The sequence below is a fragment of the Streptomyces sp. NPDC048197 genome (genome assembly GCF_043202395.1).
In the GTDB taxonomy this organism is placed as follows: Bacteria; Actinomycetota; Actinomycetes; order Streptomycetales; family Streptomycetaceae; genus Streptomyces; species Streptomyces siderophoricus.
The window spans coordinates 310703-325373 of the sequence record NZ_JBIDAJ010000002.1 but is presented as its reverse complement, the minus strand read 5'-3'; the positions used below and the strand labels follow the sequence as shown (position 1 = coordinate 325373).

12 protein-coding genes are annotated in these 14671 nt (G+C 73.3%); 8 read left to right on the top strand and 4 right to left on the bottom strand.

Annotated elements, in window-relative coordinates:
- Position 1 precedes the first annotated feature (1 nt).
- A complete protein-coding gene (gene hemG / locus ACGF4C_RS04515; RefSeq protein ID WP_393563187.1) occupies positions 2-1477 on the bottom strand; it encodes a protoporphyrinogen oxidase in 1476 nt (491 codons plus the stop codon).
- A 140-nt stretch (positions 1478-1617) separates the two neighbouring features.
- Between hemG and ACGF4C_RS04510 the strand changes: the two genes are divergently transcribed.
- Together ACGF4C_RS04510 and ACGF4C_RS04505 are read left to right on the top strand one after the other, a co-directional pair.
- Positions 1618-2688 carry a DUF4349 domain-containing protein gene (locus ACGF4C_RS04510; RefSeq protein ID WP_393563185.1) on the top strand — a complete coding sequence of 357 codons (1071 nt, stop codon included), beginning with the start codon at positions 1618-1620 and terminating at the stop codon, positions 2686-2688.
- Positions 2689-2784: 96 nt separating this feature from the next.
- Entirely contained in the window at positions 2785-3981 is a 1197-nt protein-coding gene (locus tag ACGF4C_RS04505; RefSeq protein WP_393563183.1) for a thiolase family protein, read from the top strand.
- 33 nt (positions 3982-4014) lie between these two features.
- On the opposite strand, the gene ACGF4C_RS04500 is transcribed toward ACGF4C_RS04505, so the two are convergent.
- Positions 4015-4545, bottom strand: a complete 531-nt coding sequence (locus tag ACGF4C_RS04500; RefSeq protein ID WP_393563181.1) for a hypothetical protein — start codon at positions 4543-4545, stop codon at positions 4015-4017.
- Positions 4546-4751: 206 nt separating this feature from the next.
- Between ACGF4C_RS04500 and ACGF4C_RS04495 the strand changes: the two genes are divergently transcribed.
- Positions 4752-6137 (top strand): FAD-dependent oxidoreductase, encoded by a 1386-nt coding sequence (locus ACGF4C_RS04495; protein ID WP_393563180.1) that lies wholly within the window; start codon positions 4752-4754, stop codon positions 6135-6137.
- Positions 6138-6167: 30 nt separating this feature from the next.
- Here the strand turns inward: ACGF4C_RS04495 and hemE are convergent, their stop codons facing one another.
- Positions 6168-7235: a uroporphyrinogen decarboxylase gene (gene hemE, locus ACGF4C_RS04490; RefSeq protein ID WP_362138788.1), complete on the bottom strand. Its 1068-nt coding sequence runs from the start codon at positions 7233-7235 to the stop codon at positions 6168-6170.
- Between the two features lie 102 nt (positions 7236-7337).
- On the opposite strand from hemE, the gene ACGF4C_RS04485 reads away from it, so the two are divergent.
- The 3 genes from ACGF4C_RS04485 to ACGF4C_RS04475 all read left to right on the top strand — a co-directional run bounded on the left by ACGF4C_RS04485 (position 7338) and on the right by ACGF4C_RS04475 (position 10268).
- Positions 7338-7994, top strand: coding sequence for a DUF3000 domain-containing protein (locus ACGF4C_RS04485; RefSeq protein ID WP_030416214.1), 657 nt, complete (start codon positions 7338-7340; stop codon positions 7992-7994).
- A gap of 252 nt (positions 7995-8246) precedes the next feature.
- Positions 8247-8909 (top strand): response regulator transcription factor, encoded by a 663-nt coding sequence (locus tag ACGF4C_RS04480; RefSeq protein ID WP_006602452.1) that lies wholly within the window; start codon positions 8247-8249, stop codon positions 8907-8909.
- A gap of 78 nt (positions 8910-8987) precedes the next feature.
- A complete protein-coding gene (locus ACGF4C_RS04475) occupies positions 8988-10268 on the top strand; it encodes an HRDC domain-containing protein (RefSeq protein ID WP_393563177.1) in 1281 nt (426 codons plus the stop codon).
- 44 nt (positions 10269-10312) lie between these two features.
- Here ACGF4C_RS04475 and ACGF4C_RS04470 read toward each other — a convergent pair whose 3' ends face one another.
- Positions 10313-10972 carry a PepSY domain-containing protein gene (locus ACGF4C_RS04470; protein ID WP_393563175.1) on the bottom strand — a complete coding sequence of 220 codons (660 nt, stop codon included), beginning with the start codon at positions 10970-10972 and terminating at the stop codon, positions 10313-10315.
- Between the two features lie 262 nt (positions 10973-11234).
- Between ACGF4C_RS04470 and ACGF4C_RS04465 the strand changes: the two genes are divergently transcribed.
- Both ACGF4C_RS04465 and ACGF4C_RS04460 read left to right on the top strand, forming a co-directional pair.
- Complete coding sequence (locus ACGF4C_RS04465; RefSeq protein WP_393563173.1) at positions 11235-12461, top strand: thiolase family protein; 1227 nt, start codon at positions 11235-11237, stop codon at positions 12459-12461.
- The gene (locus ACGF4C_RS04460; protein ID WP_362138778.1) at positions 12458-14593 is read left to right on the top strand and encodes a 3-hydroxyacyl-CoA dehydrogenase NAD-binding domain-containing protein; all 2136 of its coding nucleotides are present in this window, start codon (positions 12458-12460) and stop codon (positions 14591-14593) included. Before ACGF4C_RS04465 ends, ACGF4C_RS04460 begins: the two co-directional genes overlap by 4 nt.
- Positions 14594-14671: the final 78 nt, after the last annotated feature.

Below are 14671 nucleotides of genomic sequence, written 5' to 3'. Positions count from 1 at the left end.
CTCACTCGCCGGGGAGGCCGGCCGGCCGCAGGGTGCCGAGGATGTCCTCGGCGGCCTTGCGGGCCGAGGCGATACAGGCCGGGATGCCGACGCCGTCGTAGAGCGCACCGCACACCCGCAGGCCCGGCAGCCGCCCGACGGCCTCCCGGATGCGGGCCACCCGCTCCAGATGGCCGACCGGGTACTGGGGCAGGCCGTCCTCCCAGCGGGTGATCCGGGCGGCGACCGGCGCGGCGGTCAGCCCGATCGCCTCGCGCAGGTCGGCGCGGGCCAGGGTGGCCAGCTCGGCGTCCTCGCGCGCCAGGTCCGCCTCGTCGCCGTACCGGCCGAGGGAGGTACGCAGCACGAAGAGGTCCCCGGCGGCGTGGTCGATCCAGCCCCACTTGTTGCCGGCGAAGGTGGCGGCCTTGATCTTGCGGCCGTCCACCGGCGGTACGAGGAAGCCGCTGCCGGCCGGCTGCCGCTCCAGCTCGGAGCGGCGGAAGGCCATCGTGACCAGGGCCATCGAGGCGTATTCGACGGTGGTCAGTTCGCGGGCGGCCGGCGCGCAGTCCCGGGCGAGCAGCCGGGCGGCGTCCGGCGCGGGGGTGGCGAGGACGACCGCGTCGGCGGTGAGCGCCGCGCCGTCGAGCTCGATCCGCCAGCCGTCGGCGGACCGCCGGACCTCGACGACCGGTGTGCCCGTCCGGATCTCGCCGCCCTTGGCCCGGACGGCCTCGGCGACCGCGCCGGGCAGCGTGCCGATCCCGCCCTCGATCCCCATGAACACCGGGGCGCCGGGGCCGCCTCCGCCGGCGGCCGCGCCGATCTGGTGCATCGTGGCGGCGGCCCGGGCCTGGATGCCGCGGACGCCCTCCAGCAGCGAACGGCTGGTCCGCGCGGCCTCGAACAGCTGCGGTACGGCGGCCCGCATGGAGATCTTGTACGCATCACCGGCGTACACCCCGCCGAGCAGCGGCTCCACCAGGCGGTCGACCACCTCGCGGCCCAAACGCCGGGCGACGTACTCGCCGACCGCGACGTCCGTGCCGACCTCCGTGCGGGGCAGCTCGGTGTCCTCCTCGATACGGGCGAGGCCCTCCGGGGAGAGGACGCCGGAGGCGGCGAGCGGGGCGAGGTCCCCGGGGACTCCCATGACATGGCCCTTGGGCATCGGGCGCAGGGCACCGCGGGTCCAGAGCGAGGCGGTGGCCGTCGTCGGCGGCCGGAGCCGGTCGCCGATCCCGACGGCGCGTGCGAGCTCCACCGCCTCCGGCCGCCTGGCCAGCATCGATTCGGCGCCGAGGTCGACCGGCACGCCCGCGACCTCGCCCGCCCGCAGCTTGCCGCCGAGCCGGTCCGACGCCTCCAGGACGGTCACCCGGGCGCCGCCTTCGAGCAGCCGGTGGGCGGCCGCCAGTCCGGAGATACCGCCGCCGATGACGACGACCTGCCCGCCGCCGGTCCCGGGGGGCGTACTCGTGTGCGCTGCGCTCATGGCTCCACTCTCTCAAAGGGCACTGACAGCGCCGTGACCGGATCGCGACCCGGCACAGCACAACCCCGCTCCGGGCGCCTCCGTCGAAGAAGCGCCGGTCGAAGGAGCGCCACCGGCACGTCACTTCGCGGGGAGCGCACATGCGGGGAACAGCACGAGCGGGGCGAACGGCGACGGCGGGGCTGCTGTTCGCCGTCGCCCTGACGGCTGCCGGGTGCAGCGCGTCGGCCGGCCCGGACACGACCGGGGCGGCGCGGCCAGGCAAGGCGGCGCCGAGCCGGGCGGCGGCGGACGGCCGGACCGGTGCCCGGGGCGCCGCGGAGAGCCCCACAGAGGGCCCCGCGGAGGGCGCCGTCGCCCGCCCCGGCGGCAGGCTCGCCAAGGTGCCGAGGGCGGCCTCGTCGCAGCTCGTCCGGACCGCGAGGCTCACCGTGCAGGCCGAGGACGTCTCCGGGGCGGTGACCCGGGCGCGGGCGGTCGTCGACGGCGCGGGCGGCTATCCGGCCGCGGAGACCACCGACCGGGACCCGGAGGGTCATGAACGGTCGCGGCTGGTGCTGCGGGTCCCGGCGGCGGAGTACGACGCCGTACTGGGGCGGTTGGCCCGCCTGGGCACCGTGGTGTCCCGTGAGGTCTCGGCGAAGGACGTCACCGATCAGGTGGTGGACGTCGACAGCCGGGTCCGGACGCAGCGGGCGAGCGTGGCGCGGGTCCGGGCGCTGATGGAGAAGGCGGCGTCGCTCGGCGACATCGTCTCGCTGGAGTCCGAACTGAGCAGCCGGCAGGCGGATCTGGAGTCCTTGGAGGCGCAGCTGAAATCGCTCAAGGACCGGACCGCGATGGCCACCGTCACGCTGCTGCTGCGGCAGCCGGACGCCGCCCCCGACGGCGCCTCCGACGACGACACGAGGTCCTTCGGGGACGCGCTGTCCGGCGGCTGGCACGCCTTCCTGGCGGCCGTGAAGTGGCTGCTGGTGGCGCTCGGCGCGGTGCTGCCGTTCGCGGTGGCGGTGGGGCTGCTGTACGGCCTGTGGCGGCTGGTCCGCGGCCGGCTGCCGTCGGCGCTCCGCCGTCGGGCCCGGGCCGCGGACACCCGGGACGGGCCGGGACCGGCCGCCGGGGAGCACGCCGCGGACGACGGGCCGGCGAACGCGGCGGGAGACCCCGGCCGGACCGTGCCGGCCGGGGAGGGTGACCGAGGACCCCGTTGACAGCGGGCGGCGGCGGGCAAAGACTCGGTTCGGCGGCGGCGATCTTCGTACCGTCCGCCGACCGTTCGAAAGCCGGGACAGCGAGGACAGCGCCTGATGACCGAGCCACGCCTGCGGGATGTCTACATCGTCGACGCCGTACGGACCCCCGTCGGCAAATACGGCGGCGCGCTGGCCGGCGTCCGGCCCGACGACCTCGCCGCCCATGTGGTGCGGTCCCTGGTCGACCGCACCCCCGACCTCGACCCGGCGCGGATCGACGACGTCTGCTTCGGTGACGCGAACGGCGCCGGCGAGGACAACCGCAATGTCGCGCGGATGGCCGTGCTGCTCGCCGGGCTGCCGGTGAGCGTGCCCGGCGTCACCGTCAACCGCCTGTGCGGCTCCGGCCTGGAGGCGGTCATCCAGGGGGCCCGGGCGATTGCGCACGGCGATGCGCAGGTCGTGGTGGCGGGCGGGGTGGAGTCGATGAGCCGCGCGCCGTACGTCCTGCGCAAGCCCGAGCGGGCCTTCCCGGCCGGCCATCAGGAGATGTTCTCCTCGACGCTGGGCTGGCGGATGGTCAATCCGCGGATGCGCCCGGAGTGGACGGTGGCGCTGGGCGAGGGCGCCGAGCTGATCGCCGACGCGCACGGCATCACCCGGGAACAGCAGGACGTGTTCGCGCTGGCCAGCCACCAGAAGGCGGTACGGGCCTGGCAGGAGGGCGGTTACGACGCCGAGGTGGTACCGCTTCCCGGCGTCGAGCTGCACCGTGACGAGACGATCCGTGAGGGCTCCTCGCTGGAGGCGCTGTCCAAGCTGAAGCCGGTGTTCCGGACGGCCGGGGGCACGGTCACCGCCGGCAACTCCTCACCGCTCAACGACGGTGCGGCCGCCCTCCTGTTGGTCGACGAGGAGGGGCTGCGCGCCACCGGGCGGGAGCCGCTGGCCCGGATCCGGGCGAGCGCGGTGACCGGTATCGAGCCGCAATTGTTCGGGCTGGGCCCGGTGGAGGCGGTCCGGCGCGCGCTGGAGCGGTCCGGGCGCGGCTTCGCCGACCTGGCCACGTTCGAGCTGAACGAGGCGTTCGCGGCCCAGGCGCTGGGCTGTCTGGGCCAGTGGCCGGAGCTCGATCCGTCCGTGGTGAACCCGCGCGGCGGCGCGATCGCCATCGGCCACCCGCTCGGCGCCTCCGGGGCCCGTCTGGCCGGCGCGGTCGCCCACCAGCTCGCCGCCGCGGGCTCCGGCACCGGCCTGGCCGCCCTGTGCATCGGAGTGGGCCAGGGCCTGGCGCTCGTACTGGAGCGGTAGCGGGACGTCCGTGCGGCGGCGGGCCCGGCCGGCTCAGCTGCCCGCCCGGCGCCGGTGATAGGTGTACGCCAGCACGCCCACCAGCGGTCCCCAGGCCAGCAGCGGCAGGTAACAGACCGTCAGGACCAGTTCCTCGGTGGGGGTGTGGCCGGGCGGGAAGCCCGTCAGCAATACGGAGGCGAAGAAGTAGCAGACGACTCCGGTGGCGGCGAGGGCACCGAGGGCGGCCGGGACCACCGCGGCCGGCGGCGGCACGGTGCGCCCGCCCAGCAGCGGCACCCGGCGCGGCACCACCTCCCCCCACGGCCGGACCAGCCCCAGCGTCAGCAGCCCGAGCCCCTCGGAGACGATCACGAGGACCAGCAGGTACAGATGCGTCCCGGTGCCCTGGGCCCGGGCCGCGGCGCTGCCGAAGCCGGGGACGGCGAGCATGACGCCGATCCGCCAGAGCCCCGACGGCAGGATGACGAGCGGTACGGCGTGGGCGGCGCGCCGCGCCCACCGCGGCACGTCCAGCGGGGGCCGAGGGGCGGGGGCGGTCACGGAATTGCGGTGTCCAGTCACCGTTCCAGGGTGGCCACCGCGCCCCGGCCGCACATCGCCCCACGGGCGCATCACCGCTCCCCCGCGCGGCGGAACACCGCCCGTCGCGGGGACGATTCGGCACCGCCTCACGGGCAGGCGGTAGACGCGCGGGGCGACCGGGTACCCAGCAAGCAACGGACCGGCATATCAGGCACATCAGGCACTTTTGGGCGAAGGGACATGACATGGCGACGGCCGAGCGGCTGGTGATCGTCGGTGGAGATGCGGCGGGGATGGCGGCCGCTTCGCAGGCGCGCCGGCTGAAGAAGCCCGAGGAGCTCGCGGTCACCGCGTTCGAGCGCAGCCACTTCACGTCCTACTCCGCCTGCGGCATCCCCTACTGGGTGGGCGGCCAGGTCGACGGGCCGGACGCGCTGGTGGCCCGTACGGCGAAGGAGCACCGCGCCCGGGACATCGACCTGCGGATGCGCACCGAGGTCACCGAACTCGACCTGGACCGGGGGCGGGTGCGCAGCCGGGAGCTGGACGACGGCGGGCGGGAGACCTGGACCGGCTTCGACAAGCTGGTGCTGGCCACCGGCGCGACTCCCAAACGGCCGCCGCTGCCGGGGATCGACGCCCCCGGCGTGCACGGCGTGCAGACCCTGGACGACGGCCAGGCGCTGCTGGACACCCTGGAGAAGTCCGCCGGCCGGCGGGCCGTGGTCGTCGGGGCGGGCTACATCGGTGTGGAGATGGCCGAGGCGCTGATCCACCGTGGCTACGAGGTGACCGTCCTGGAGCAGGCCGACCAGCCGATGTCGACCCTCGACCCGGACATGGGCGCGCTGGTCCACGAGGCGATGTGCCGGATGGGCATCGAGACGGTGCTCGGCGCCACCGTCACCGGCGTACTGACTGATAAGGAAGGCAGGGCCCGCGCGGTCACCACAGAGGACGGCGAATACCCGGCGGACGTGGTGGTCCTGGGGCTGGGCGTACGCCCGCAGACCGCGCTGGCCGAGGCGGCGGGGCTGCCGCTGGGCGAGTCCGGCGGGCTGCTCACCGATCTGGCGATGCGGGTGCGCGGCCACGAAACGGTGTGGGCCGGCGGCGACTGCGTCGAGGTCCTGGACCTGGTCTCGGGCCGCACCCGCCACATCGCGCTGGGCACCCACGCCAACAAGCACGGCCAGGTCATCGGGGCCAATGTGGCCGGTGGCTATGCGACCTTCCCGGGCGTGGTCGGCACCGCCGTCAGCAAGGTCTGCGACCTGGAGATCGCCCGGACCGGGCTGCTGGAGAGCCAGGCGCACGCCGCCGGACTGCGGTTCGTCGCGGTCACCGTCGAGGCCACCAGCCGCGCCGGCTACTACCCCGGCACCCGGCCGATGACCGTCAAGATGCTCGCCGAGCGCCGGACCGGCCGGCTGCTCGGTGTGCAGATCGTCGGCCGGGAGGGCGCCGGCAAGCGGGTGGACATCGCCGCGGTCGCGCTCACCGCCGGGATGACGGTGGAGCGGATGACCGCCCTCGACCTGGGCTACGCCCCGCCGTTCTCCCCGGTCTGGGACCCGGTCCTGGTGGCCGCCCGCAAGGCCACGGGTGCGGTGCGGGCGGCGGGCGGCTGACCGCGGCGCGGCGTACCGCTCAGGTACCGGTCAGCGCGCGGTCTGCGTGTGCACGTACTCCACGAGCCGGGTCAGCGCGTCCGGGTCGGTGGTCGGCGGGACGCCGTGGCCGAGGTTGAAGACATGGCCCTCGAGTCCGGCCGCCGCGTCGAGCACCTCGCGGGCCTTGACCTCGACCGCCTCGGGCGTGGAGAAGAGGATCGCCGGGTCGAAGTTGCCCTGCAGCGCCTTGCCGGGGCCGACGCGGCGCGCGGCCTCGTCGAGCGGCACCCGCCAGTCGACGCCGACGACGTCCGCGCCGGCCTCGCCCATCAGACCGAGCAGCTCACCGGTGCCGACACCGAAGTGGATGCGCGGCACGCCGTACGACTCGACGGCCCGGAAGACCTTCGCCGAGGCGGGCATCACGGACCGGCGGTAGTCGGCCGGGGCGAGCGCGCCCACCCAGGAGTCGAAGAGCTGCACGGCGCTCGCACCGGCCTCGATCTGCACCTTCAGGAACGCCGAGGTGATCTCCGCGAGCCGGTCGAGGAGATCGGCCCACAGCTGCGGGTCCCCGTACATGAGGGCCTTGGTGTGCTCGTGGTTGCGGGACGGGCCGCCCTCCACGAGGTAGCTGGCGAGCGTGAACGGGGCGCCCGCGAAGCCGATCAGCGGCGTCGGGCCGAGCTCGGCGGTGAGCAGCCCGATGGCCTCGGTGACGTACGAGACGTCCTCCGGAGTCAGATCACGCAGCTGCGCCAGGTCGGCGCGCGAACGGATCGGGTCGGCGATGACGGGGCCGACGCCGGGCTTGATGTCGAGGTCGATGCCGATGGCCTTGAGCGGGACGACGATGTCGCTGTAGTAGATGGCCGCGTCCACGTTGTGGCGGCGCACGGGCTGCAGCGTGATCTCGGTGACCAGGTCGGGCCGCATGCACGAGTCCAGCATCGGAATGCCCTCGCGCACCTTGCGGTACTCAGGCAGCGAGCGGCCGGCCTGGCGCATGAACCACACCGGCGTGTGCGGTACCGGTTCGCGCCGGCAGGCCCGGAGGAAGGCCGAGTCGTGGGTAGCGGTCTGCTGCGTGCCCTCGGGGCTGTGGTTGGCGCTCACGCCCCAAATCTTCGCATGCGCTCCGGGGCGCCTCCGAATGGGCGACGCGTGTACCGGGTGTCCTCCCCGTATGCGGGCCCGGTTCCGCCTAATCTTCCGGGCATGGCTGCGGCTCACGAACACCTCGCGGACAGCGCGGACGAGGCCCCGATCCCCTTCCGTCAGGCGGTCGAGGCGCTCCGCGCGGCACGACTGCGGCCGGAGGTCGAGATCGACCCGGCACCCGCGCCGAGACGGCTCGCCCCGTACGCGTACGCGCTGGAGGCGGCGGTCGTCGAGCGGGCGACGGCGCCGGGCGAGGAGGACCGGGACCTGGCGGACGGCCGGCTGGTGCTGCTGCACAATCCGGCCGGCGAGGACGCGTGGCACGGCACGTTCCGTCTGGTGACGCTGGTGCGGGCGGAGCTGGAGCCGGAGATGGGCGCCGACCCGCTGCTGCCGGAGGTGTCCTGGTCCTGGCTGACGGGTGCGCTGGAGGCGCGGGGGGTACGGTACGGCGCGCCGAGCGGCACGGTGACCCGGGCCGGGTCGTACTACTTCGGGGGGCTCGCGGCGCGCGAGCCGGCGACACAGATCGAGATCCGGGCGTCCTGGACGCCTGCTGAGGGGCCCGGGGGGGCGCTGGATCTGGGCGTGCACCTGGCGGCCTGGTGCGATCTGCTGGCGCAGGTGGCGGGGCTGCCGCCGGCCGCGCCGGACGCGGCACCGCGCGGCGGCGTCGTGCCGTTGCCCCAGCGCCGCGGCGCCCATCCCCGCTGACCACCCTCTCGGCGGGCCGCGCTCCGGCCGTATTGATCACGTTCGCGCCGGCTCTGATCACCTCGGTATGCACTGGGTGCCCACCTGATCGATCACGCATCCGATTTGCCCGAATTGCCCCTAACTAAATCGTGATCAAAGTCTAAAGTCCCGCCGGATTGCTGCCGAAGAGGTCAGTGACCCTTCAAACACGGATCATTCCGGCTCCCCCCAGCCGGCTTCCGTCCCCCCGCCACTCCCCCAGGAGGCCCGGTGTCTGTTCTCCTTGAGCAACCTTCGAGCCTGGTCGCCTACCGCCCGAACAAGCCGACGGCCATGGTCGTCGTGGCCGACCCCCGCGTCCGCTCCACCGTCACCCGCCATCTGTGGGCCCTCGGAGTACGTGACGTGATCGAGGCGTCGTCCATCGCGGAGGCGCGCCCCCGCGTCGGCAACCCGCGTGACATCTGCGTTGCCGACGTCCACCTTCCCGACGGCTCCGGCCTCACCCTGCTGTCCGAGACCCGGGCGGCCGGCTGGCCCAACGGCCTCGCCCTCTCCGCCGCCGACGACATCGGCGCCGTCCGCAACGCCCTGGCCGGCGGCGTCAAGGGCTATGTCGTCACCGGAACCCGCACCAACCTGGGCATCCCGGGCCGGCCGGGCACCTCTCCCATCGGGGCCAACGCGGCCCGCATGCAGCGCCGTCCTCCGGGCGCCCCCGGGCACCCCGGCGGCTACCGGGAGTTGTCGGGCCGTGAGGTCGAGGTGTTGCGGCTGGTGGCGGAGGGCCAGTCCAACAAGGCCATCGGCGTGTCGATGGGGCTGTCCGCCCTCACCGTCAAGAGCCACCTCGCCCGGATCGCCCGCAAGCTCGGCACCGGCGACCGGGCCGGAATGGTCGCGGTCGCGCTGCGCACCGGCATCATCCACTGACCCCTTTACACGACCTGCTCGCCCGTCGAGGGAACGTTCCCTCGACGGGCGACGTGCATACACAGATACCCTTGACTGGTGACCGACGCCCAAAAGACCGCAGCAGACACGACACTGCGAGCCCCCGGAGACTCCCCTCCGGATACCCGACCGGCGCCGGTCCCTCTCCTGGAGCCCCGTGAGGGCATTCCCCCGGTGGTCGCGACGGACGAGGCGCTCGCCGAGGTGGTGGCGGCCTTCGCGGCCGGCACCGGCCCGGTGGCCGTCGACGCCGAGCGCGCCTCGGGCTACCGCTACGGCCAGCGCGCCTACCTCGTGCAGCTGCGCCGCGAGGGCGCCGGCAGCGCGCTGATCGACCCGGTCGGCTGTCCCGACCTGACGGCCCTGGGCGAGGCGATCGGCGACGCCGAGTGGGTGCTGCACGCCGCCACCCAGGACCTGCCGTGCCTGCGTGACATAGGGATGGTCCCCACCCGGCTGTTCGACACCGAGCTGGCCGGGCGGCTGGCCGGCTTCGCCCGGGTCGGTCTGGGGGCGATGGTCGAGAACGTCCTCGGCTTCGCGCTGGAGAAGGGCCACTCCGCGGTCGACTGGTCCACCCGCCCGCTGCCCGAGCCCTGGCTGCGCTACGCCGCGCTCGACGTCGAGCTGCTGGTGGACCTGCGTGACGCGCTGGAGGAGGAGCTGACCCGGCAGGGGAAGCTGGAGTGGGCCCACCAGGAGTTCGCGGCGATCGCCGCCGCTCCCCCGGCGCCGCCCCGCAAGGACCCCTGGCGCCGCACCTCCGGTATGCACAAGGTCCGCCGGCGCCGCCAGATGGCGGTCGTACGGGAGTTGTGGACGGCCCGCGACCAGGTCGCCCAGCGGCGCGACGTCTCGCCGGGCAAGGTACTGGGCGACGCCGCGATCGTGGAGGCGGCGCTGAACCTCCCGCCCAACAGCCACGCACTGGCCGCGCTGCCCGGCTTCGGCCACCGCATGGGCCGTCGCCAGCTGGAGCAGTGGCAGGCCGCCGTCGACCGTGCCCGCGCGCTGCCCGAGAGCGAGCTGCCGCAGCCCGGCCAGCCGCTCAACGGCCCCCCGCCGCCCCGCTCCTGGGCCGACAAGGACCCGGTCGCCGCGGCCCGGCTGGCGGCCGCCCGCGCCGCGGTCACCGCGCTGGCCGAGGAGCTCAACCTGCCGCAGGAGAACCTCATCACGCCGGACACCGTGCGCCGGCTGTGCTGGGAGCCGCCCGCCGTGCCCAGCCGCGAGTCGGTCGCCGAGATCCTCACCGGCCACGGCGCCCGCCCCTGGCAGATCGAGCAGGTCGCCCCGATCCTCACCGAGGCCCTGCTGACGGGCTCCGAGGACGGCTGAGCCGCCCGGCCCACCACCGCGTCGACCAGGGCCGATCCGTCGGATCAGTCCTGGTCGACGTGCATCCGGAGGACCTTGCGGTTGGTCGCGTCGATGTCGTAAGTGGTCTGGTTCCAGTCGTCGGTGGTGACCACGGCGACGGACCAGGCCGCCTTCCTGCTGCCGTTGTCGGCCTCGCCCAGCTCCAGGGAGCTGACCGTGCCCTTCGTCTTCGCGGTGGCCGTTTCGGCGGCCTGCTGCGCGGTGACGGTGGCCTCGTCGAGCCGGGCCGCCAGTTCCTTCTTGTCGTCGGCGTCGTCCGACTCGGTGTGCGGCGGGTCGGCCTTGCCGGAGACCGCGTTGACGCGGACGGCGTGCGCCGTTCCGTCGGACGTCGCGACCACCGTCCGCCAGTAGGGGCTCTTCGGCGTGCCCTTGAGTTCGGCCGCGACCGGCTCCGAGGCCGGCACCGCGGCGACCGCCGCCTTCAGGGCCCGCGCGTAGTCCACCTTGGCGGCCGGGATGAGCGCCTTCCGTTCGGTCTGGTCCGCGGTGAGCGTGGTGCCCGGCGAGCCGGGGGCCGAGGCGGCCACCGCCCGGGATGGGGCCGCGCTGTCCCGGCCGGGTGTCCCGGTGCCCATGCTGTTCCCGTTTCCGCAGCCCACCAGCAGGGTGCCGCCCAGGGCGACGACGGTGCAGAGCGCCGCACTCCTCTTTGTGTCCATACCATCACTTTAAGTGTGACTTGGTGTGGTTTGCGCCAGGACCCGACGACATCCGGACGTTTTCGATCACCGACCTTCCGCCGCCCCGTTCCCCCTCGGCGACGCGCCGCCCCGGCCTGCCCCACACCTCCATCCGGTGTGACCTTCACCGCTCCGGGCGGTGGGGGTGGGCAGGCTGGTTACCCGTAAGTAGCATGTCGGTGGGAAGCGTCCCTGGGGGCGCCCCGCAGCAGTGCCATCCCGCACCTGGAGGAGAGCCAACGTGCCTCGTACCGCTAGGGACGTCGTCTTCGTCGACGGCGTCCGCACCCCGTTCGGCAAGGCGGGCCCGAAGGGCATCTACCACGAGACCCGCGCCGACGACCTGGTCGTGAAGTCGATCCGGGAGCTGCTGCGCCGCAACCCCGGTCTCGACCCGGCGAAGATCGACGAGGTCGCCATCGCCGCCACCACCCAGATCGGCGACCAGGGCCTGACCCTCGGCCGCACCGCCGGCATCCTCGCGGGCCTCCCGCAGTCGGTGCCCGGCTACTCCATCGACCGCATGTGTGCCGGTGCGCTGACGGCCGTCACGACCACCGCGGGCTCCATCGCCTTCGGCGCCTATGACGCCGTCATCGCCGGCGGTGTCGAGCACATGGGCCGCCACCCCATGGGCGAGGCGGTCGACCCCAACCCCCGCTTCGTCAGCGAGAAGCTGGTCGACGAGTCGGCCCTGTTCATGGGCATGACCGCGGAGAACCTCCACGACCGCTACCCGCAGATCACCAAGCTGCGCGCCGACGAGTACGCGGTGCGCTCGCAGGAGAAGGCCGCCAAGGCGTACGCCAACGGCAAGATCCAGCAGGACCTGGTCCCGATCTCGGTGCGCAACACCAACGCCGAGGTGGGCGAGACCGGTTGGGGCCTGGTCACCGCCGACGAGCCGATGCGCCCGGGCACCACCCTGGAGAACCTCGCGGGCCTCAAGACCCCGTTCCGTACGCACGGCCGGGTCACCGCCGGTAACGCCGCCGGTCTCAACGACGGTGCCACCGCCTCGATCATCGCGTCCGAGGACTTCGCCCGGGAGCACGATCTCCCGGTGAAGATGCGCCTGGTCTCCTACGCCTTCGCGGGCGTCGAGCCCGAGGTCATGGGCTACGGCCCGATCCCGGCGACGGAGAAGGCGCTCGCCAAGGCCGGCCTCGGCATCGGCGACATCGGCCTGTTCGAGATCAACGAGGCGTTCGCCGTCCAGGTCCTCGCCTTCCTCGACCACTACGGCATCGCGGACGACGACGAGCGGGTCAACCAGTACGGCGGCGCCATCGCCTTCGGCCACCCGCTGGCCTCCTCCGGCGTCCGGCTGATGACCCAGCTGGCCCGCCAGTTCGAGGAGCAGCCCGAGGTCCGTTACGGCCTGACCACCATGTGCGTCGGCTTCGGCATGGGCGCGACGGTCATCTGGGAGAACCCGAACCACAAGGACGCCGGAGGCAGCAAGTGAGCACCACCACCACCGCCGAGCTGCTCAAGGGCGCGGCCGAGCTGTTCCCGGACGAGGTCGTGACGTCGGCGCACGTCCGCCACCTCGACCTGCCCTTCGGTGCGGGCCGGTTCGCCCTCATCACGCTGGACAACGGCTTCGACCACACCAAGCCGACCACCTTCGGCCCGGGCTCGCTAGCGAACCTCAACGCCGCGCTCGACCAGGTCGAGAAGGAGGCCGCGGACGGCGAGATCGTCGGCGCCGGCATCACCGGCAAGCCGTTCATCTTCGCGGTCGGCGCCGACCTCAAGGGCGTCGAGCTGCTGAAGAAGCACGAGGACGCGCTGGCCATCGGCAAGGGCGGCCACGAGGTCTTCAAGCGGCTCTCCGGGCTCGCCGTGCCGACCTTCGCGTACTACAACGGTGCCGCGATGGGCGGTGGCGTCGAGGTCGGTCTGCACTGCTCGTACCGCACGGTCTCCAAGGCCCTGCCGGCCTTCTCGCTGCCCGAGGTCTTCCTCGGTCTGGTCCCCGGCTGGGGCGGCTGCGCCCTGCTGCCGAACCTCATCGGTGCCGACAAGGCCGTCTCGGTCATCATCGAGAACTCGCTCAACCAGAACAAGCAGCTCAAGGGCCAGCAGGTCTTCGACCTCGGCATCGCCGACGCGATCTTCGAGGGCGCGGACTTCCTGGAGCAGTCGCTGATCTGGACTGCGCAGGTGCTCAAGGGTGACGTCACCGTCGAGCGTCCCGAGGTCGACCGCGGCGAGGCCTGGGACCAGGCCGTCGCCAAGGGCCGCTTCATCGCCGACGGCAAGGTGCACGGCGCCGCCCCGGCCGCCTACCGCGCGCTGGACATCATCGCGGCCGCCAAGAGCGGTGACCTGCAGGCCGGTTTCGACGCCGAGGACCAGGCGCTCGCCGACCTCATCATGGGCGGCGAACTCCGCGCCGGCATCTACTCGTTCAACCTGGTGCAGAAGCGCGCCAAGCGGCCCGCCGGCGCCCCGGACAAGAACCTGGCCCGCCCGGTCAGCAAGGTCGGCGTCGTCGGCGCCGGTCTGATGGCCTCTCAGCTGGCGCTGCTGTTCCTGCGCCGCCTGGAGGTGCCGGTGGTCCTCACCGACATCGACCAGGAGCGCATCGACAAGGGCGTCGGCTACGTCCACGGCGAGATCGACAAGCTGCTGGGCAAGGGCCGGATCAACCAGGACAAGGCCAACCGCCTCAAGGCCCTGGTGACCGGTGTCCTGGACAAGGCCGAGGGCTTCGCGGACGCGGACTTCATCATCGAGGCCGTCTTCGAGGAGATCGGCGTCAAGCAGCAGGTGTTCGCGGAGGTCGAGGCGGTCGCCCCGGCGCACGCGATCCTCGCCACCAACACCTCCTCGCTGTCGGTGACCGAGATGGCGTCGAAGCTCCAGCACCCCGAGCGGGTCGTCGGCTTCCACTTCTTCAACCCGGTCGCGATCCTGCCGCTGCTGGAGATCGTGCGCGGCGAGAAGACCGACGACGCCGCGCTGGCCACGGCCTTCGGCGTCGCCAAGAAGCTGAAGAAGACCGCGGTCCTCACCAAGGACGCCCCGGCGTTCGTCGTGAACCGCATCCTGACCCGCTTCATGGGCGAGATCCAGAACGTCATCGACGAGGGCACCCCGGTCGAGGTCGCCGAGAAGGCCATCGAGCCGCTCGGCCTGCCGATGTCCCCGCTGGTGCTGCTGGAGCTGGTCGGCCCCGCGATCGGCCTGCACGTCTCGGAGACCCTCAACCGGGCCTTCCCGGACCGCTTCAAGGTGTCGCCGAACCTCAAGGCGGTCGTCGAGGCCGGCAAGCGCGGCTTCTACGTCTACGACAGCGGCAAGCCGGAGCTGGACCCCGAGGTTGCCGCGCTGCTCAAGCAGGGCGACTCGGTGCTGACCGAGACCCAGGTCCGCGACCGGGTGCTCGACGCGGTCGCCGAGGAGATCGGCATCATGCTCGACGAGGGCGTGGTGGCCGAGGCGCAGGACATCGACCTGTGCCTGATCACCGGCGCCGGCTGGCCCTTCCACCTGGGCGGCATCACGCCGTACCTGGACCGGGAGGGCGTCGCCGAGCGGGTGACCGGCAAGAAGTTCCTGGCCCCGGGCGTGGCCAGCGTGCCCGCGTAACGCGGCTCGGTACGAAGGCGCGGGCCGGCTCGGCGGAGCCGGCCCGCGCTGCCGTATGTCCGGGCGGGAGCCGCCGGC